Origin of the sequence: Paraglaciecola sp. L3A3 (assembly GCF_009796765.1) — a bacterium.
Classification (GTDB): Bacteria; Pseudomonadota; Gammaproteobacteria; order Enterobacterales; family Alteromonadaceae; genus Paraglaciecola.
This window is the reverse complement of the sequence record NZ_CP047023.1, coordinates 2,404,434-2,424,848: the sequence shown is the minus strand read 5'-3', so window position 1 is coordinate 2,424,848 and position 20,415 is coordinate 2,404,434. Positions and strand designations below refer to the sequence as shown.

Genomic DNA, 20,415 nt, shown 5'->3' with positions numbered 1-20,415 from the left:
TTGAGTTAGTTCGCTAAAAAGTAAGAGTAAATGATAACACCAAATTAAAATCAAATAAAAATTAAAGATTTTATATGTAAATATGGATTGCCAAAACAGGTCATTTAACCGTATAGTTAGCTATGTTAAATTTAGGTTAAACTATGGGTAAGACGTTATTATGAAAAAACACACATTAACATCAGTTAAAAGTGCTATCGCACTTGCTATTGCAGTGTCTATATCAGGCTGTGGTGCTGACACAACACCAACTAGCGATGTAGCCACCACAACTAAAACAAAAATAGATACCACTGCGAAATTAGCAGAAATTCGCCAAGTGGCCAATCAAGGCCCATATAAAGCTAACTTTGAATCTTTTACCCAATACCAAATACCAGATTGGTATCAAGATGCTAAATTCGGTATTTTCATTCACTGGGGAGTTTATTCAGTACCTGCGCATAACGGTGAGTGGTACCCTCGTAAAATGTATCAACAAAAAGACGAAGAATTTAGTTATCACCAAGAACACTTTGGTAAACAAACTGAATTTGGATACAAAGATTTTATCCCTCAGTTTAAAGCTGAAAAATTTAATGCTGACCAGTGGTTAAAGATCATTGCTGATTCAGGTGCTAAATACATAGTGCCAGTTGCAGAACATCATGATGGTTTCTCAATGTACGACAACTCTTACACCCGTTGGGACTCAGTTGAAATGGGCCCTAAACGAGATATTATTGGTGAGTTGAAAAAAGCTACAGAAAAAACCGATATTCATTTTGGTTTATCTAGCCACCGTGCAGAAAACTGGTGGTTCTTTGATGGCGGACGTGAATTCCCATCGGATGTACAAGATGATGCTTTCCGTGATTTATATGGCCCAGCTGCCAATCGTGAAGATTCAGAAAAGGGATTAACGCCCCCAACTAAAGAATTTATGGACGACTGGTTATTACGTACTGTAGAAATTGTTGATAAATATGAACCAGAGTTAATTTGGTTTGACTGGTGGATGGCGTCAGAGCCTTTCCACAAACACGTTGAAGAATTTACAGCTTATTATTATAACAAAGGTATCAGTTGGAAAAACATGCCAGCTCTAAACTACAAAGAGCATCATGAAATGCGTTCGTTCATTCCAGGCTCTGCTGTTCTTGATATTGAACGTGGTGGTATGACAGATATTCATCCTCACTTCTGGCAAACAGATACATCTGTTTCAAAAAGTTCTTGGGGCTACGTGACTAATCATAAATATCGTAATGCCAATTCTCTAGTAGATGACATGATCGATATTATTAGCAAAAATGGCTCACTTCTACTAAACATAGGGCCTAAACCAGATGGAACTATTCCAGAAAAAGAAGTGAAGTTACTTAGCGAAATAGGTAGCTGGTTAAAGCTTAACGGCGAAGCCATCTATAATACACGTCCATGGGAAGTGTACGGTGAAGGTGAAACTTATGTTCCAGATGGTAAAAACTCAAATGACGCTGAAAAAAATCGTAAAGATTTCAATAGCAGTGATATTCGTTTTACCAAAAATGGCGACACCCTTTATGCCACTATGTTAGCTTGGCCTGGTGACAGTAAAGTCATAACGATTAAATCGATTAAGCCAAAATTCTACCCGAATAAAATTGCCAACATCACTATGCTTGGACATGATGGTAACTTGGCATTTGAACAAACAGATGAAGGCTTAAAGGTAACACTACCAGCTAGCTCTCCCTCACAGTATGCTCAGGTACTTAAAATTACTCACTAAGTAATAAAAGTTTGTAACTAAGCCGCCAAATTTGGCGGCTTTTTTGTATTTAGATATTTACAAAAAATAAAGAAATAAGAATTTAAAAAAATTGGCTTATTGAAAAGTCCTAATGTATTTCTCTAATATCTCGAAATACAAAATACGTAATAAAACTCCCCATAACGTTAAAAATAACAATAAAGACAATCCATAGAAACACTTCAAACTTGCTCTTATTATGTTGTTTGAACAAAAGTAACATTATGGGTATCAGTATTAAAACGCCCCCTAAAGCGGTTAGCAGAATCGTCAAAATAACGTATATGTGTGTTATTAAGTATGGCCCAAGATTACTGGGCGTTGTGAAAAGAATAAATAGACTTAAGGCTATAAACATAATACTTATATGTTTCCAATATCCGCATACAGCTATAATCATAATTAAATCCTTTAACTCAATAATTTATTGTATTTTATTTAAGTTTGGTAATTTCAAGTATAAAAAAAGCCGACTGTTATTTGTATAACAATCGGCTTTTTGTTTGAAAAAGGCTAATAATAACTAAAGCGTTATCACCTAGTGAGTTTTAGCTTGTTGACCTGTTTCTACTTGTGAATCCACAGTATATCGAACCACTTTTGGAGAACCTTCACCTCTAGCTGATTTTAATACCGGTAACCAATCTTTGCGCATTTTTTCTAATTTAGTTTTATGTTGAGACTCAGATACCAAATTATTTAGCTCATTAGGATCGTTAGCTAAATCGTACAATTCTTCGTACACAGCAGGCTCACCTTTAAGGCCTGCATCAAGATAGTTTCTATAAACAACTATGTCATTATCGTGCATACCGTATAAGATCTTGTTAACCGGAATATTCATTTCTCTAGCAAGCTTAATTTTTTGGGTAGCTGACATATTGTTGTTTTCATAATAACGAATGTACTTCCATTGATGATCTTGAATGGCTTCACATCTTGGATTGCCAAAGTGGGTAGACCATAAGTTTTCTGTAAACACATATTCACGCTCTGCAGTCTTACCTTTATAAATTACATCACGAATATCTTCACCCTGCATTGTATTTGGTACATCAGCACCTGCAAGCTTTAACATAGTCGGTGCTATGTCAATGCTCTGAACTAGTGCTTGGCTCTTCTTACCTTGTTTACCTTCTCTTGGATCATAAACAATCAAAGGCACATGAGTCGTTTTTTCATAACATAAAGCTTTACCACCAAGCCCCTGTTCGCCCATAAATAAGCCGTGGTCTGAGGTGAAGATAATCACCGTATTATCGGCAATACCTTGACGTTCTAACTCTTCTTTTAAATGTCCGACTAAACGATCTATGCCAGTCATAGCTTGTAATTGGCGAGTATAACGCTCTTTTAGTTCATCAGGATTATCTACGTAATTATAGCCCGCTTGTCTATCCTCAGCTCTTAACAAATCAGTAGATAACTTAGGCGTTTTAATATCGGCTTTGGCAATGTAGTTTTCTGGTAATGGCAGATCGATATCTCGGTATTTAGTACGATATATTTCATCGTCAGTTGGTTTCATCTTCATATTGCTGGTGCCTGCACCATGGGGCAAGTTAAAATTAATCGACAACATGAAAGGTTTGTTTTGTGGACGTCTGTCTAAAAACTTCAGAGCTTTATCAAATTTATGTTCATTTGAATTTAAAAAATCCAGCATGCCTTCTTCGACAATTTCCACTTGGGTATCTGATTCTGCTTCAGAAAAAATTGGATGTTTTTCTTTTGGATAAAAATAGATATGGCCATTGCCTGCATACCAGTAGTCAAAACTTTTTTCCATTAAGCCTGTGGCATAACCCTGCTCACCAACTGGTGAATGGTTTTTACCTACCCAACCGGTGTAATAGCCCGCTTCTCTGATTTTTACCGGATAAGAATTGCTCCACGCCTCAGGAGAAACAGCAGTCCCTGAATTAAAGTTAACGCCATGTCTACGCTCATACTGACCTAATAACAAAGATATTCGACTAGGGGTACAAATAGCACTAGAGACATGAGCATTAGTAAATAAGACCCCCTGCTCTGCTAAGTCATCAATATTAGGCGTTTCGACAATTTTATTACCTGTAACCCCTAAATAACCATAAGGTTGATCATCAGTTAATATCAATACAATGTTGGGTTTTTGTTGAGCAGCCAGTGCTGTATTAAAACAGCATATGCCTGCTAACAATAATCCTGTTAGTTTAAGTGCGGTTGGTATTTTCATAACCTGCAATTTTCCTTTGTTTCTTAATGAATACGAATAATAAATATGAATAGTTAATACAACAGTTCAGTAAAGCCATTTAAATTTTTGTGATTTGCCAAACATAACTTTTTGTTTGGTTTATTTGATAAATTTTGGTAAATAAGTCTTCGATCTTTTGCCGCAAATTTTTCTCTTCAGTAGAAGATTCAAGATACGTGGCAACTAGCCCCTGCAAATAACCATGCCATGGTTTACCTTCAGACAATTTTAGATGCGCTGCTAATACATTTGCTACTTGTTGCATATCGGCTAAATTTGTCTGTGGATATTTGCTTAACATAGTAAATTCTACATGTTTAATATTGCGTAAAGTACCTGACGCTTTTGCCCTTTCATCATTCATGGCTTTAACTGCAAGGGCCTGTTGATACATAGGCGTATTTTTATTGAAAGCCAAATTCACTCCCGCCGCTAATTCAGCTGGACTATAATGACCCACTGCTATGTCGCCAATTTTAAGTTGATAGTTACCATCAGTTAAACCTTTAACAACTAGTCTTTGTTGATTTAGTTCTTGTTGAAATGGTATGTCAGATAACAGCGCTAATTGTTGGCCTTCCACAGGAAAAGGTATGGCTTTTTGCTCACAAGAAAAGGTGATTTGTGTGGCTGAAAATTCAGGGTCTTGAGTCAATGTACTATTGTACATACGTGTTATAGCTTGCTGCTTAGCATCTATTTGTATATCTGCCACAAATGTTGATTCATCTTGTGCCTTAAGAAAACTATAGGCCATCAAAAAATGCCCTTTGTCTTTCGGGTGCACTCGGTCAACGCCGACAATAGTGCGACTTGGATCGATGTCTTGCCACTTTTTATTGATAGTTAACATGGGGGTTTGAAAATCGACCACCGAGGCTTGGTATTGAACAGCTAACTCAGTGAGCTCTTTACCATAAACCGCTAACTCATCATTTCGACCAAAATTATTGAAAGTTTTTAATACAGCCGTTTGGTCGTAGATAGAAGGAGTAATAAAAACAATATCACTGTTCATTTGCGCTAAAGCATCGGCAATGGTGCGCATATTCGCCATATAGTCCTCACGTACCACAGCTTGTTGTTTTTTTTGCTCTTGTTGTTCTTTAGTGGTGCTAGGTACTTTTTGATACAACCAACTACCTACATCGTTCATACCTAACATAATGGTTGATTTTGTGGGCTTATGAATTGCTATATCTTGCTCAAAACGTTTTATCGTACCTTTAGCAGTGTCGCCAGATATACCAGCGTTGTAATACTTAAAAGGCTTATCTGGATAACGAGTCGCGTTAAACAAAAATATGTCTTTGTGGTAAGAGCCGCCGTGGGTAATCGAATCGCCAATAAAGACCACTACGTCATCTTTAACAAACTTAGGAACCGGTTTGTTATGGATATTCGCCTTGGCCCCTGCACTTGAAGCCAAGCCAAACATAACACTAGCGACTAACCAAATATGCGTTATTTTCATAATCTATACTTCCATAAAATCATGCTATTGCTACTTATTAAGTGTCATTTAACAACAGCACTTAACAAAGGCTCAAACGAACAGCATTAACGGACAGTAAACGTTTTAGACGCGGTCACACCATTGCGGTAAAAGGTTTCTTTTCTGTTCGCGGCTAATGGGTAGGCATCGTCCCAAGAATAAATAGAAATAGTTGCAGTTCCAGATTTCAATGCTTGCACTTCACCAAACTTATTAATGCTTAGCACACTTGGATCGCTTGACTCCCACACTACTCCTTGTCGCTTGGCATTAAGTGGTAACACTTGACTGTGTAACTTATGTGATTCACCTACTTCAAAGCGAGTGTTGTCTGCCAATATATTCAGTTTTGTCACAGCTACTAAACGGTTTTTCTCAAGTACTTTGCCTAACAGTTCGTATCCGGCTTGTTGTTCTGCGGTTAACGTATCTAAAGGTAATCCACTAAATCTTTTCACCCCCCATTTAGCATTCACCACTTTATCACCCACTCTTTCTAGCAAGTCGGAGCGTAGATCAAAGAAACGGCCTGCCGGGAATTCTTTACTGGGCGCATAACGTTTGAAGTCTTTATTAAATGCGTAAACAATGCCCACATCATCCACATCTTGAAAAGTGTTATTACCAATATACCAAGTATAAATATGCTTTCTAGGCTCACTACTTGCGCCCTTAGCTTGTGGCCAAAAACTGATACCATCGACTTGTTCAGCCATCGGCATTTCTACACCAGCCGCCTCGGCAATAGTTGGGTATATATCGGTTAAGTTGACTAAGCCATCATAGGTTCGATAACTGCCATCTTGACTGGCTGGTACTACATTAGGAAAGTTTAATACTAAAGGCACATGTAAGCCGTTATCAGCATTACCGCCTTTACGACCAGGATAAATTGAGCCGTCAGCCATTACATGACCGAAAGTTTCTTTTGTGCCATTATCGCCCATCACCACTATTAAGGTATTTTCACGTAAACCTTGTTGCTCGATTTTATCTACGACTTTACCGATTAATTTGTCCATATACTCAATCATGTCTGGAAAATATTGTCTATCGTCTCCCCTTTGATTGTTGTAGTCGGCATTTTCAGGAAATTTATCAAAAATAGTTTTAGGACGGGTATCAGGTGTCGGTTTATGATCATCATGCACTAACATCATGGGGTAATATAAAAAGAAGGGTTTATCTTTATTTTGTTCTATAAAATTTAAGGCATGACGATTGACTATATCCGGTCCATACCAACGGCGCCCCGTTTCAGGATCTAGATCGGTACGACCGTTATAGTTTTGTTCTTGGCCATTAATCACAAGATTAGGATTGATAAAACGTTGACCTTCAGTGATGACATCAAACGCGGCATAGTCATCCCAGCCAAATTCACTAATATATTTTTCAGCCGGTATTTCTTTTGTGCCTCTGGTTTGTTTCCATTTGCCAAACAAACCAGTGGTATAGCCTGCTTTTTTAAATGCATCACCAAATGTTATATCTGAGGCATGTTGTGACTTTGGTTTTAAATAATTTCTATCATTATTTTTACCGCTCATTAAAGCGATACGGGTATTTTCACAGATAGGGTAAGCAAAAGCGTTATCCACACGTAAACCACTCTTAGCTAATTGATCAATATTGGGTGTGCTAAACACCTTGTTTGTAAATTCACCATCATAACTATGTAAACGATTAGCACCATATGCAGTGACACCATAATGACTTAAATCATCAATCAATATAAATACAATATTTGTTTTATCGTGAACTGCAGAATTGTTTTGTATTAAATCAAATTTATGCGCCTTGGTTTGCTCTTTTAACTCAGTGTTATCCACATTATTAGCCCCACATGCACTGACCACAATAGTAATAGCTGACGCTAATATAAATTTGAATTTCATAAAACCTACCTACAATTAACAAAACAAAACTTCACATACGACATCAATATGCATATATAAAAAACAGATGCCAATTACTAACAAATAACCAACCATTAAATTATGCAGCAGAAAAACTTAGAACACACAATATTTACAGAATAATTACATTTATCAAGCAGCATTTTAGCTTTATTATCACTAATATAGAAACACTTACCAGCAATTAAATATAAAAACATACAATTATTTATAAAACACAAACTTGGATTAATAACAAAATGAAATACAAATTAAGATTAGTGGGTATAGTACTAGCATGTTCTTTTACTCATGGTGTTTTAGCGAAGAAAGACTTACCCCAAAGTATGTCTCAACAACCTAATATATTATGGATTGTTACTGATGATCAGCGAGCTGATAGTATTGCTGCGTTTAACATGGCTACCACGGGTAAATCAGAAAGTGCATTAGGGTACGTTGCATCACCCAACATAGACGCTTTAGCTAAAGGTGGTGTAATGTTTACCTAACTCACCAGCTTGTGCTCCCTCTCGCGATTCTATGCTTATGGGTTTATATCCACACCATAGTGGCCGATATGGTTTCGAACAAACTCACAATGAACATGATTTAGCCACTAAACCTATCCCACAAATATTAAAAGAAAACGGTTATCAAACGGTCAACATTGGTAAGTCAGGTTACCGTGTGTATGAATGGCAAAACAAACCCACTTGGAACTCACTAAATTTTTACGATTTAGAGGTCAGTTATAAAAATGACTTAAACAAACATGGCTTAACCGACTTTTATAAAGACACCACAAGATCAAAAGGCCAAACCAATATACGTGAGTTGTATTATTTTCCCGATAATAGAAATGAAGAAACTTGGTTAGTAAAAGACAATGAAACAGTAATACCTGACCAAAATTTAGATAAAGAGTTACATATATTAAGAGCTTATAGTCGTAAAAATGCTGAGATGATATTAGGTGGAGTATCACCTAAACCAGCTGGCGAAACATTGGATGGACATATAGTTAAAACCTTTCAACAGTATTTAGCTAATCCAAACACTCGTTATAAAACTAACTTCAAACGCACTTTACAAGGCCCCGATAGCACCCGACCTTTAATGATTAATTTAGGTTTTCATTTACCCCATACTCCAGTATTGCCGCCTAAATCATTTCGAGATCAATTCAAAAATAGGGAGTATATAATTCCTGACTTCTCCAAACAAGAACGCGAGAAATTACCAGCTCAACTGAGAAAGTTATCCGAAGTAATGGATATGAGCGCTATGACTGATAAAGATAAACAACAAGCGATTGCCGATTATTATGCATTTTGTGCTTACGGTGACGCGTTAATTGGTGAGGCTATAGAATCGTTTAAACAATACAGTAAAAGTAACAATCAAGAATACGTGATTGTGCTAACAGTAGGCGACCATGGTTGGCAACTTGGAGAGCAAGGCATTGAGGCTAAATTTAGTCCTTGGAATACCTCTAATCAAGGGATCATAATCGTTGCTGAATCTTCGCCTAAAGCATTTCCAGCCAATACAGTACATTCAAACTTTATTGAATACGTTGACATAGCTCCTACTCTATATGGTGCTGCAAATATCCAAGAGTCTAATATTGATACTCCATTAGATGGTTATGATTTAGCCAAAGTATTATCAAACAACAATAAAAAACGAGAATACGTGATAGGCGAAATTAACCATGTAGTTGGTCCAAGAGCTTTTATACGTTCACAGCGTTACGCTTTTTCTATGCGTACTCGACCAAAGAACGGTAAACCTGGTCAAGGTTTCGAACCTGGCGAAGATATAAAATGGGCTTTCACCGCTAGCTCTAAAAAAGTAGAAATGGCTTTGTACGATCTTAATTGTGATCCGAATGAACAAAATAATATTGCTTACAATAAAAATTACCAGCATATATCAGCATATTTTCGTAACAAATTAGGCAACATTGTTTTAGGCGATGGACGAGTAGAAATTGATTGGAAAAAAACCAACAATTATAAAGTAACGGATTTTGCTAAGGGAGCAGACGATAAAAAGCTACAAGGATTACCTACCATGCCGACTTGTTCATTATAATACTAACCAAGTCTCGCTATAGATAAGACTATAGCGAGATTTATTATTTTGGCCGAAACACTTCCTCTACTTGACCTAAATAACCATAATCGTCGCCACCTAAACGACCTATTGCGTCTAGCTTATAAGGATCAACTTTTAACCGCCCCGCTTCACTAGGTAAAATTATTTTGTCATCAACGTAAACCTTTTTAACTAAACCTAAAATCATTGCCTGTTTAGCAGTGATATCTTCAACTCGATATTTTTCACAAGCATAAGCTACACGACAATCTTTTAATCTAGGTAAACTAGATCCTGTAAATTCAACCATTTCAAGACCCAACGTTTCGATCTCGGACTCACCTTCAGCTAATTCCGCAGCACTATTAGTGACTTGTGAGGCAAGTTCTCTATGGGCAATATGCACCACAAAGTGGCTACGTTCGATAATGTTAAATCGCGTATCTTTAAGTGCTCCATCCGACTTTTTACCAATAGAAAGCATAAGCAAAGGCGGATCACTAGACACTGCGCTAAAATAGGAAAATGGAGCTAAGTTAAATCCATTATCTTTATTTTCGCTTAATACCCAAGCAACTGGTCTAGGTGTGAGAGTTTGGATCATTGTATGATAAACACGATTTGCAGATAATTGCTCTAAATCAAAAATCATAAATCCCTTCTAAATAGGTCAGTTAAACTGATGGGTTAATAGGAACAAAAAACAATTGAAAGTGGTACATAAAACATAGTAATGATAACTAGCTGACTTGACTTCACAACAAAATAGGCGGATAACAACTAGTGTTAACTAATTGTTTATACATGAGATTTAATCAAGGTTGTTGTATGACCTCTAAAGTTCGTAACGTAATAATCCTAGTTTTAGTTTCTATTTCTGCGGTAGCTGGGCATAAATTAGGTCTATTTTCAACTAAGTTAAATTTATTATCTCCTGCCAATCACACTTCAATTTACCCTATATCGACTGACAATATAACTGAAGATTTTCAAATAAATGAAGACAATATTTATTTAAAGTGTTCAGTACACTTTAATGCTAAAGATAACTATTGTGCTATTACAATTTTACTTAACCTGAGCTCTGGATAAGAAGTATCGTCTAATTTGAATTTATCATTACAATTCAATAGCTTAATAATATTCACCTAAATCACGTCACCTGAATGCTTACTCGGTGTAACAAATTTTTGTGTATAGCAAGGCGGATTGTCGTACGTAATAACATGTTATTACTAGGCAATCCAACGCCGCGAAGCACAAAAAGAGCGTTATCGAGAGGTTCGGCTTATCCAGAACTCAGGTTACTTAGATGTGATGATGAAAATATGCAAGGCATTGGTTCTGACGTTTATATTCCTATCGCTGAAGAGTTCAATTTACTTCACGATATAGACATGTAGGTCATTGAAATGACCTTCAAAACCATAAAACAAGAAAAAACTTAGCGAATCAAGATATAACAGTTTGTATCAATATTTCTGCCAGTGAATTAAACCACGAACAACTTGTCGCTAAATTTCAGACATTACTACAAACCTACAATATTCAGCCCAATAAAATAGAATTAGAAATAACAGAAACCAGTCTTATAGATGTGAATGAAAAAAGTATTCATTACTTACAAGACATCCGAAAACTAGGCGTAAAGTTAGCACTAGATGATTTTGGTACTGGCTACACAGCATTCAACCAACTCATTAAATACCCAGTTAACACCTTAAAAATTGATAAGTCATTTATTGATAATTTCACCCTAGCAGATGACAAAAAGATCATTATGCTTAACGCTATTTTATCTATAGCTAAACTTATAAATTACAGACGGTTGTTGAAGGTATAGAAACACAAGAGCAATTAGAATTTATGCAAGTTAATGGCTGCGATATGGCTCAGGGATATTTATTATCTAAGCCCCTGAGTCTTGAAGATTTCTTAACATTGCTCAATTAATTGATTTTTATTCAACAAATAATTTAGCAATATCATTATCTATCGCTTGGGCTGCTGCTAAAGCTTGGGGCAAAGGTAAACCTACTTTCATTCTGGGGCGTTTATGGCCAATCTGAGTGAGATAAGCGTCTGATAATAAAGACTGACGGCGTTTTATTAATGTATATAACTGCTGTGCATCTATCTTAGGATTTAACGCCCCAATACTTTGTTCAAATGTATCAAGTACGGGCTCCCCTAATCCCTGCAATAAAGCTTTAGCTATCTGCCAGTGACCTTCAATGTTTGGGTGAACCCCATCTTTTGCGTAATAAAATTCAGGGTTGACCTTTCGTTCTAGTTGTAATTTGTTCTGCATAGGAAAGTGAATATCGATCACTTGCCAGTTTTGTTTGACACTTTGTGTTTGCAACCAAACAGAATATTGATCTAATACTGCAGAGTAATTTTGGCTAGTATCTCCATCATAGTCGGGTGGTGTTAAATGGATTAACTCAGTACCTTCTGCCGTCACCGTATTGTGTAAATTGGTTACTCCTTGTTGATAAGCCTTAAATCGATTTTCATCAAAAGGTAAATAGATACCATCATTTATTCCATAACAAGAAAAGACTAGTTCCGGTTTAAGCTCATCTAAACTGCGTTGTAACCTTTCCTCTGCATCCGGACGGGGAAAAGCGCCACCAGCATGACCCACTTCCGATAAGCCCGATACGGTTTCGCTGGGTAAACCAATATTGATAATTTCGTATTCATTTTCTGGATGAGCTACTTTCAAGTAAGCTTCAACATAGGCCACATAATGCCCTGCATAGGTAATGCTATCCCCAATGAAAACAATGCGTTTAGTTTCTTTTGGGATTTTTATCTGGGTACTTGCACAAGCATTGAGCAATACCATCAAAAAAATTATCAGACACTTCACTTTAACAAACAATTTAGTCATTATTATTCCAATCCACCCGTAGTACGCGATTTATATTCCGCCACTTGAGGTTCAAGTAATAGACCCCTGTTTGTTGTTCTTGAAACCATTCCCATCTAGCCGGGCCATTGTTTTTATTGTGGTAACTATTGATCCAAACACCATTTTCTTCATACACATCCAGTCGGTATTCACCTGCATCAGGGGTGACTATTTGTAATCTTTCATGACGGGCTTCTCCAGTAAGATTAATGTCATAACTAAGACTTAATAAGTTTTCAGGATCATGAGTAATAGGAATTAAAAATGGTTGTTGAATGATTCTATCCACCATAAATACTTCATACTCCACCTCTTTTTCTAAAGTTTGCCAATCCATCATATTCACTCTGGCTAACATTTGTGGTTGATAATGTTTTTCTGAAACCTTACGGTACGCATGCCAAGCTTCTAGCGCTTTAGCAATACTTTGCTTCGCACTAGTGGCGTATTCTAATTTTTGCTTATCTTGTTGATAAAATTCTAACCAAACGGCCGTTTCAATTTTTGCCGCATAATACAAACCTAGATAAGAAAAGGCTCGTATATCATCTAAAGTGCGAGTCAATAAAAGGTCATCCTCTTTTACCCTAATTTGTTTCGCTGTATGAAGAGCAAAATCTGCGTTAATCGTTAAGGTATTGGCTAATTGCACAGGCGTTACTAAGTTGGTTAAATCTTTTTCTACTAAGCTCAATTCAACATATTTCCTGGCATTTATTTGACCACTTTGAGGCATACTTTTAGCCACTTGAAAATCATTTACATATCTAAAGGTTTCTCTAGACGAAACACTTTCTGCTGCAAAATTTCTATCACCAGGCTCAAATTGATAGCGATTCACCGCTGGTACTATTTTTGAAGATGCTTGCCATGCAAGATACAATTGATTGGCATCCACCTTAGGAAATTTAACTTTTAACTGATTAATAAAAAAGGTTTTATCTAACTCAAGGTTATAGGCTAATCGTCCCCAAATCATAAAACGGTACCAATGTTTATCTATTTCATAACGGTTAGTGTCATCAACAAATTTATCTGCATTGGTCTTTCCCCACACATAACCATCAGAGCCCATATGTATACCTTCAGTAATATCAATGGGGATATTTCGATATAAATTTTGGGCATAGTCCGGATCTCCCCATCGATAGACAAAAATATCGTCATTTCTTAAATTCCACCACGTTTTAATATTTGCACGCTCTATGGTAGGTATAACCTTTTGCGCAATATGTGATGGTTCAGGAGAGGAATATAAACGAGCCATAAGATACTTAAAACTAAAGGAAAATTGGTCAGGATAATCTGCCCAATATTTTGCAATGCCTTTATAACCTGAATACCAGAAGCGATGAATAAAGCTGACTTCTCTTTCTGGGTGAATACTTTTAGCATCAGCTAAACCTTTGCCGTAGGTTTCCCATAACCATTTTTCACGACTCCAGTTGTTAACCTCACCATCTGCTGGCATACGTTCACCAGCGGTGATCCCTACCCCTTTAAGATCTGGATAAGTTAAAATTAATTCTTTTACTGCTTCACGAAAAAAAGCCACGGTTTTAGGATTGTCAATTTGTTCGTCGATGCCATGTTGGCCCTGAATACCATTGGTATAAATTGACCATGTAATTAGATGAATATCTATGCCGCGAGATTTTGCATAGGCCATGACTTTGCGCCAAAAAGTAATTTTTTGTTCAATCGAAATTGACTTCACTTTCTGCAAATTATCTAGCACTTGATTAGAAACGCCCCCCGCTTCACCCCAGACAGCTATACGAGCATCTAACTCAGCTGTAGTTTTATATACATCATCTAAAGCAAGCCCTGGATATTTTGCTAATTTCAACATAGAGGTGAAAGGTTGAGGGTTCCATAAAGTGAGTTGGTTATAACGATTAAGTGCCATCTGGTCCAAATAATGACACCAAAAATCAAAGTCCCACACCACTTCAATATTTTTTTGCGCTGAGCTTCCCGTATCATCATAAGAAGGCGATCTTGCATCTAAAGGGATATTGAATTTAAGCCCACGCTTTGTAAAGTGAGGCTGTTGAGAGGCACTAATTTTAGCTAAAGGCACGGCAAAACTAACTTGTTCTTTTATTTCTAATAGAGCATACATAAACCCATGATCATCAGACGCTTTGATTATCAGTTGAGTGCCAACAAATTCTATATTGAATCCTTGTTCTTTAATCGATTTATCAAACTCTAACTTAATCGAGCTAACGTCTGAACTTACCGGTAATTTAGCAAGTTCAGTATGTAAAACACTTTGCCCAAACTTTATCATTGGACTAGAGCGCTCAGTTAAAATAGGAAACTGAAACGTATTTACTTCTAATGTTTTATCCTTAGCTGACACGTTTAATACAACAGCAAGTAAAAGCATTCCTACTGTGTATCGGATTAGCCAAAGAATTTGTGGCAACACATTATTATTTTTATTCATCACCACATTTCCTTACTTCTTAATGTTTACTGGTTTATTTTAAATACAAATGCATGTTCACCGGTTTTAACTTTTGGAGCTTGGATCTTTAAACCGTTGGCATTTTGTTTCCATTGAATAGTTTCAGTACTGCCCAACAAACTAATGTTTTCTACTTTCAATTTATCTAAAGTGACAGCACGAATATGTATTTGCTCAGTGGGCCAATCCATAACAGTAGCGTACAGGGTTTTTCCTTGAGTGGTGAAACGAATATCTTTTTCAGTATTATCTTTATTTTTATGTTCACTTAAATGACCTTCAATCACCTCGGCCGGACCTTCTCCATATATAGTCCAAGGTTTAGTGCCATATATAGCTTCACCATTCACTTTTAACCATTTACCAATTGCTAATAACCTATCTCTAACGGGCTGTGGTATTTCACCTTTTGCCGTAGGGGTAATATTTAACAGTACGCCGCCATTTTTACTGACTACATCCACTAAAAAATCTATCAGTCTATTAGCCGATTTATAATTTGGATTCGCCACATGAGTCCAAGAATCCCAATCAATTGAATCATCAGTTAACCAAGGGAATTCTTTTTTCTCACTCATTCGAGCACGCTCCAAATCCAATACAGCGCTACCTTCTTCAAGATCATTAAATTTATAGGTAACCACAACATCTTGTTGTTTTTTGGCTGCTTGGTTGTAGTAATAAGACAAAAACTCCAGACGTTTCTTTTCATCAATGATGTTCATCTTATTGTCAAAATACACCAGATCAGGATCATACTTATCAACCACTTCGATAATTTTATCCAACCATTGTTGATTAAATTTATCGTCAGGCAAAGGATCAGCTTCGGTCATATGTTTGAAGTTAAATGTACCCTTGGGTACTTTTGGACCATATAACTCTGCATATTCTGGATTTGAGGTATCAGTATTTTCATCCCAGGTTGGATACCAAGCATATTTCCATTGATGATGAAAAGTAGCGATAAACTTCATGTCTTGGGCACGAATAGCTTTGGCCATTTCACCTACAATATCTCTTTTCGGGCCCATGTCAGCTGCATTCCATTTGGTCAACTCACTATCCCACATAGCAAAACCATCAGCATGTTCTGTTACCGGCCCTGCAAACTGGGCGCCCGCGTCTTTAAATAATTTAGCCCATTCGTTTGGATCAAATTTTTCAGCAGTAAACATAGGAATAAAGTCTTTATAACCAAACTTATCTAACGAGCCGTATGTTTCTTCATGATATTTACGAATAGGATGACCTTCACGATACATCCAAATTGAGTACCATTCTGTTTCATGGGCCGGTACTGTATAAGGTCCCCAATGAAAATATATGCCAAACTTGGCATCCACAAACCAATCAGGAGTTTTGTGGGTTTTCACCGAATCCCAGGTAGCCTGATACTCTTTAATAGGTGGATTTACCAAAGAGTTTATAGAAGCTTTGTTATCTGGAGTTGTGCAACCAAGAGTCATGGAAGCAGTGACAAATAGAAGGGCTGTTGTTTTCACTAGTTTACACCTTATATACAGTTTTGAAATTCAAAGACATTGAATTGGTTATATATAGTTAACTATATTTAACACTATAATAACAATGGCATTAATTGACAGGTATTTGTGTAAAAATGATAAAACACAACCACCACCCTTTTACTGAAAATTAATTTAAAGCGTCTTTTAAGTCATAAATTTTATTCATCCTGACCCATTTCTCTCCATCTTTCGCCCATTTTAAAGGCTTCTGATATTTCCACATCAATTGTTCCCACTCATCACTTTCTTTACGTCCTTGTTCAGTTTTGGGTGGTTCATTTGGATCAAAGTCTTCTGTAGTTTCCATTATCATCACTAATCGGTCACCTAAATGGTAAATCTCCATATCCAAAATGCCTAACTCTTTCATATTTGTGGTAATCTGCGGCCAAGCGTGTTCAGGCTTATGATATTCAATATATTCTGCAATCAATTTTTCATCATTTTGTAAGTCTAAAGCTAAGCAATATCTGTTTATTTTATTCATGGTTCTCTCTTTGTGTATTCGTGAAATTCATTGTTGTTTTTATCTATTTGTTATAATCTAAATCAAATATGAAACCAAAACTTTAGCAATAAATGCTAGTAAAATATATCATTTATGTTTCTTAAATGTTTATAAAATAGAGAAAATAATGCGTTTAATTAAACCTGTCTATAAACAAAAAGCCTTAATAGTGACTATCGCCACAATTTGTGTGAGTTTAGTTAGTCCTATCGTTAAGGCAGCGAATGATTGGGAAAATCCAGAAGTTATCCAAGTGAATCGAATGCCCGCAAGAGCCACTTCTTATTCATTTGATAATATTGATCAAGCTTTAACCAGAGATAGAAACCAATCTACTATTCAATCCTTAAACGGAACTTGGAAGTTTAATTTTGTTGCTGACAGTAAAGACCGGCCCACAGATTTTTATCAAACTAATTTTGATCACTCAAAGTGGCAAGATACAGTTGTGCCTTCAAACTGGGAATTACAAGGTTACGGAATCCCAATTTATACCAACAATACTTACCCAATGTTTGAAAACGTCAATGAAATTGTTCCCCCATTAATTACCAGAGCCAATCCTGTTGGTTCCTATATCAAAGAATTCTCTGTGCCTAAAGCTTGGCAAGAGCAACAAATTATTATTCATTTTGGTGGTGTCACATCTGCTTATTATTTATGGGTAAATGGAGAAAAGGTTGGTTACGCACAAGGTAGTCGTCTGCCTTCAGAATTCGATATTACAGAATATATTAAAACTGGGTCAAACAAACTTGCTATACAAGTGATGCGTTGGAGTGATGGCAGTTATTTAGAAGATCAAGATCACTGGCGCATTAGTGGTATACACAGAGAAGTCATGTTAATGGCTCAACCTAAAATAGCCATCAATGACTTTTTTGTAAAAACCAAACTTAATGATAGTTACGATTCCGCAGTATTAGAAATTAACCCTAAGTTATCCAATATTGAGCGGAAAAACTTAAAAGGTTGGTCGATCAAAGCAGAACTGTTTGATGCTGATTTAAAACCAGTTGAAAATACAAACATGCTAGTCGATGCTAGCTTACCAGCTCGAGTGATCTATCCACAAAGAGATAATTTCAAGTTCGGCTTATTATCCACCACAGTAAAACAACCTAACTTGTGGTCTGCAGAAACCCCCTACCTATATACTTTAGTGTTATCGCTCATTGATAACAAAGGAAAACTCGTAGAAACCCGTAGCAATCGAATTGGTTTTAGGGATGTTAAAATCAATGATGCAGGGCAATTGTTAATTAATGGTGAAAGTGTTGAGATTATCGGGGTAAATCGCCACGACCATGATGCCAAAAAAGGTAAAGCTTTATCTCGAGAGAATTTACGCGACGATATTATTTTAATGAAGCAGTTTAATTTTAATTCTGTTCGTACCTCTCATTACCCTAACGATCCCTATTTCTACGAACTTGCCGATGAATATGGTATTTACGTGATGGACGAAGCTAACATTGAATCTCATGGTGTGGGTGGGTTATTGGCTAACCTTCCTGAATGGAATCATGCCATGACCAATCGAATCCAACGTATGGTTGAACGAGACAAAAACCACCCATCTATCATTTCATGGTCTATGGGTAATGAATCAGGTACTGGACCTAATTTTGCCGCGGCTGCTGGTTGGATAAAAGATTATGACCCCACACGTTTTATTCATTATGAAGGTGCGCAAGGCGATCCTAACCACCCCAAATATGTCGGTTTATCCACTCGCTGGACAACCAAAGAAGAAGCTAAACTTTATCATACTCCTTTGGCAAACCCGACAGATCCAAAATTTGTTGATGTGATAAGTCGTATGTATCCAAATTTAGATGATCTAATAGGACTGAGTGATAGCCCTTACATTAATCGTCCTATTTTAATGTGTGAGTACGCTCACGCTATGGGTAACTCGTTAGGTAACTTAGCTGAGTATTGGGACATAGTACGAGAGCGAAAAAATGTCATTGGCGGCTATATTTGGGATTGGATTGACCAAGGGTTAGAAACACAAAACGATAAAGGCGAAACCTACTTAGCCTATGGTGGCGATTTTGGCGATACGCCTAATGACTCTAATTTTTGTTTAAATGGCATAGTCGATTCGTATCGTCAACCTAAACCACAAATGTGGGAAGCAAAGTATGTATTCCAACCTGTTAAGTTTTCAGCCCTGCAAGTAAATAAAGGCGAAATAACGGTTAAGAACAGACATGACTTTGTTAATTTAAATGAATATGCATTTCACTGGACAGTGACTGAAAATGGTCATGTTATTGAAAGCGGTAATATCGCTGATATCGATATTGCCCCAGAGCAAACTGAATCCATTAAAGTACCTTTTAATAAGCCCAATATTCAAGCTGGTGCACAATACGCACTGAACCTTAGTTTACGTACTACAAGAGATGAGCTATGGGCTGTAGCAGGTCATGAAATAGCCAAACAACAATTTGTTTTGCCCTTTAGCAAAACCGCTAAACCGAACAAAGTGAGTGGTCAATTAAATGTATCCAGTAAGGGTGATCTCGCTATCATTCGAGGACAGGATTTTTCTACCACCTTTAGTAATCAAACGGGCTACCTAACTGAATACAACTTCAAGAACCAAAATGTTATCAGTCAACCTTTAAAAGCTAATTTTTATCGTCCACAAACTGATAATGACAGACTGGGTTGGAAAACCGATACTAATATGGCTATTTGGAAAGCGGCTTCTGAGTCGATGAAGCTGGTCAGTTTTAATATAGAATCAGTAAATAATACTGTCAGTATTAAAACAGTTCATAACCATACTAATAAGATTGTAGTCAATACAAATTATACAATCTTAGCCAACGGTGAAATAAACGTTACCATGAAGCTAGATGCCGATAAATCATTACCTTCTTTATTACGAGTGGGAATGACCACAGGTGTGAATGCAGCGTTTGCCGATATGTCATTTTATGGGCGTGGTCCTTTTGAAAATTACAGTGACAGAAATCAAGGCGCTGACTTAGGCTTGTATTCTGGCACGGTTGATAGCTTTGCTTATCAATATGTTCGTCCCCAAGAAAGTGGTAACCGCACTGATATTGATTGGTTATCCTTAACCAATTCTCAAGGCGTCACCTTTAAAGTGGATGGTCAGCAAGCCTTAAGCATGTCGGTATGGCCCTGGACCGCCGAAAATTTAGATAGCAGTGCACATACTTATGATTTAATCGAAAATAGTTTTAACACGGTGAACATTGATCTAATTCAAGCAGGAATTGGTGGTATTGATAGTTGGAGTCCAAAAGCAGCACCAATTAAAAAATATCAAGTGCCTGCTGGGAATTATCAATACAGCTTTACCCTATCACTAAAATAATCATTATTGCTCTTTTTACTAAGGTAACCTTTTGAACAGTTAAAACTAGGTTGCCTTCATTTAATTTAAACATGATTTATACATAACAGCTCAAATATAGGTATAGAAAACA

Annotated in this window: 13 protein-coding genes and 2 pseudogenes; 7 read left to right on the top strand and 8 right to left on the bottom strand. The window is 36.7% G+C overall.

Annotated features, from left to right (window positions below; genetic code table 11):
* The first annotated feature begins 160 nt into the window (after window positions 1-160).
* Window positions 161-1,753 carry an alpha-L-fucosidase gene (locus GQR87_RS10135; protein ID WP_158968970.1) on the top strand — a complete coding sequence of 531 codons (1,593 nt, stop codon included), beginning with the start codon at window positions 161-163 and terminating at the stop codon, window positions 1,751-1,753.
* Window positions 1,754-2,312: 559 nt separating this feature from the next.
* On the opposite strand, the gene GQR87_RS10130 is transcribed toward GQR87_RS10135, so the two are convergent.
* The 3 genes from GQR87_RS10130 to GQR87_RS10120 all read right to left on the bottom strand — a co-directional run bounded on the left by GQR87_RS10130 (window position 2,313) and on the right by GQR87_RS10120 (window position 7,406).
* Window positions 2,313-3,992 carry a sulfatase-like hydrolase/transferase gene (locus GQR87_RS10130; protein WP_158968968.1) on the bottom strand — a complete coding sequence of 560 codons (1,680 nt, stop codon included), beginning with the start codon at window positions 3,990-3,992 and terminating at the stop codon, window positions 2,313-2,315.
* 79 nt (window positions 3,993-4,071) lie between these two features.
* Window positions 4,072-5,487 carry an SGNH/GDSL hydrolase family protein gene (locus GQR87_RS10125; RefSeq protein WP_158968966.1) on the bottom strand — a complete coding sequence of 472 codons (1,416 nt, stop codon included), beginning with the start codon at window positions 5,485-5,487 and terminating at the stop codon, window positions 4,072-4,074.
* Window positions 5,488-5,573: 86 nt separating this feature from the next.
* Window positions 5,574-7,406, bottom strand: a complete 1,833-nt coding sequence (locus GQR87_RS10120; RefSeq protein WP_158968964.1) for a sulfatase-like hydrolase/transferase — start codon at window positions 7,404-7,406, stop codon at window positions 5,574-5,576.
* A gap of 260 nt (window positions 7,407-7,666) precedes the next feature.
* On the opposite strand from GQR87_RS10120, the gene GQR87_RS22165 reads away from it, so the two are divergent.
* Complete coding sequence (locus tag GQR87_RS22165; protein ID WP_199271716.1) at window positions 7,667-7,918, top strand: hypothetical protein; 252 nt, start codon at window positions 7,667-7,669, stop codon at window positions 7,916-7,918.
* Between the two features lie 13 nt (window positions 7,919-7,931).
* A pseudogene (locus GQR87_RS10115) lies at window positions 7,932-9,506 on the top strand (sulfatase-like hydrolase/transferase); the annotation flags it as partial.
* 43 nt (window positions 9,507-9,549) lie between these two features.
* Here GQR87_RS10115 and GQR87_RS10110 read toward each other — a convergent pair.
* Window positions 9,550-10,161 carry a flavin reductase family protein gene (locus tag GQR87_RS10110; protein ID WP_158968962.1) on the bottom strand — a complete coding sequence of 204 codons (612 nt, stop codon included), beginning with the start codon at window positions 10,159-10,161 and terminating at the stop codon, window positions 9,550-9,552.
* Between the two features lie 176 nt (window positions 10,162-10,337).
* On the opposite strand from GQR87_RS10110, the gene GQR87_RS10105 reads away from it, so the two are divergent.
* From GQR87_RS10105 to GQR87_RS10095, 3 genes and pseudogenes are all read left to right on the top strand, one after another.
* Window positions 10,338-10,601 carry a hypothetical protein gene (locus tag GQR87_RS10105; RefSeq protein ID WP_158968960.1) on the top strand — a complete coding sequence of 88 codons (264 nt, stop codon included), beginning with the start codon at window positions 10,338-10,340 and terminating at the stop codon, window positions 10,599-10,601.
* Between the two features lie 134 nt (window positions 10,602-10,735).
* Window positions 10,736-10,912, top strand: a complete 177-nt coding sequence (locus GQR87_RS10100; RefSeq protein WP_158968958.1) for a hypothetical protein — start codon at window positions 10,736-10,738, stop codon at window positions 10,910-10,912.
* Window positions 10,913-10,968: 56 nt separating this feature from the next.
* Window positions 10,969-11,462: pseudogene (locus tag GQR87_RS10095) on the top strand (EAL domain-containing protein).
* A 7-nt stretch (window positions 11,463-11,469) separates the two neighbouring features.
* On the opposite strand, the gene GQR87_RS10085 reads toward GQR87_RS10095, so the two are convergent.
* The 4 genes from GQR87_RS10085 to GQR87_RS10070 all read right to left on the bottom strand — a co-directional run bounded on the left by GQR87_RS10085 (window position 11,470) and on the right by GQR87_RS10070 (window position 16,921).
* Complete coding sequence (locus GQR87_RS10085; protein ID WP_158968956.1) at window positions 11,470-12,408, bottom strand: SGNH/GDSL hydrolase family protein; 939 nt, start codon at window positions 12,406-12,408, stop codon at window positions 11,470-11,472.
* Window positions 12,401-14,884, bottom strand: a complete 2,484-nt coding sequence (locus GQR87_RS10080) for a hypothetical protein (RefSeq protein WP_158968954.1) — start codon at window positions 14,882-14,884, stop codon at window positions 12,401-12,403. Before GQR87_RS10080 ends, GQR87_RS10085 begins: the two co-directional genes overlap by 8 nt.
* Before the next feature lie 26 nt (window positions 14,885-14,910).
* Window positions 14,911-16,410 (bottom strand): alpha-L-fucosidase, encoded by a 1,500-nt coding sequence (locus tag GQR87_RS10075; protein WP_233267449.1) that lies wholly within the window; start codon window positions 16,408-16,410, stop codon window positions 14,911-14,913.
* A gap of 151 nt (window positions 16,411-16,561) precedes the next feature.
* Window positions 16,562-16,921, bottom strand: a complete 360-nt coding sequence (locus GQR87_RS10070; protein ID WP_158968952.1) for an L-rhamnose mutarotase — start codon at window positions 16,919-16,921, stop codon at window positions 16,562-16,564.
* A gap of 148 nt (window positions 16,922-17,069) precedes the next feature.
* Here GQR87_RS10070 and GQR87_RS10065 point away from each other — a divergent pair, with 148 nt between their 5' ends.
* Complete coding sequence (locus GQR87_RS10065; RefSeq protein ID WP_158968950.1) at window positions 17,070-20,303, top strand: glycoside hydrolase family 2 TIM barrel-domain containing protein; 3,234 nt, start codon at window positions 17,070-17,072, stop codon at window positions 20,301-20,303.
* Window positions 20,304-20,415 lie beyond the last annotated feature (112 nt).

What these genes read in the sequence shown, in the direction of transcription:
- GQR87_RS10135 (WP_158968970.1), top strand. Translation starts at nt 161, where the DNA reads ATGAAAAAACACACATTAACATCAGTTAAAAGTGCTATCGCACTTGCT.
- GQR87_RS10130 (WP_158968968.1), bottom strand. Translation starts at nt 3,992, where the DNA reads ATGAAAATACCAACCGCACTTAAACTAACAGGATTATTGTTAGCAGGC.
- GQR87_RS10125 (WP_158968966.1), bottom strand. Translation starts at nt 5,487, where the DNA reads ATGAAAATAACGCATATTTGGTTAGTCGCTAGTGTTATGTTTGGCTTG.
- GQR87_RS10120 (WP_158968964.1), bottom strand. Translation starts at nt 7,406, where the DNA reads ATGAAATTCAAATTTATATTAGCGTCAGCTATTACTATTGTGGTCAGT.
- GQR87_RS22165 (WP_199271716.1), top strand. Translation starts at nt 7,667, where the DNA reads ATGAAATACAAATTAAGATTAGTGGGTATAGTACTAGCATGTTCTTTT.
- GQR87_RS10110 (WP_158968962.1), bottom strand. Translation starts at nt 10,161, where the DNA reads ATGATTTTTGATTTAGAGCAATTATCTGCAAATCGTGTTTATCATACA.
- GQR87_RS10105 (WP_158968960.1), top strand. Translation starts at nt 10,338, where the DNA reads ATGACCTCTAAAGTTCGTAACGTAATAATCCTAGTTTTAGTTTCTATT.
- GQR87_RS10100 (WP_158968958.1), top strand. Translation starts at nt 10,736, where the DNA reads ATGTTATTACTAGGCAATCCAACGCCGCGAAGCACAAAAAGAGCGTTA.
- GQR87_RS10085 (WP_158968956.1), bottom strand. Translation starts at nt 12,408, where the DNA reads ATGACTAAATTGTTTGTTAAAGTGAAGTGTCTGATAATTTTTTTGATG.
- GQR87_RS10080 (WP_158968954.1), bottom strand. Translation starts at nt 14,884, where the DNA reads ATGAATAAAAATAATAATGTGTTGCCACAAATTCTTTGGCTAATCCGA.
- GQR87_RS10070 (WP_158968952.1), bottom strand. Translation starts at nt 16,921, where the DNA reads ATGAATAAAATAAACAGATATTGCTTAGCTTTAGACTTACAAAATGAT.
- GQR87_RS10065 (WP_158968950.1), top strand. Translation starts at nt 17,070, where the DNA reads ATGCGTTTAATTAAACCTGTCTATAAACAAAAAGCCTTAATAGTGACT.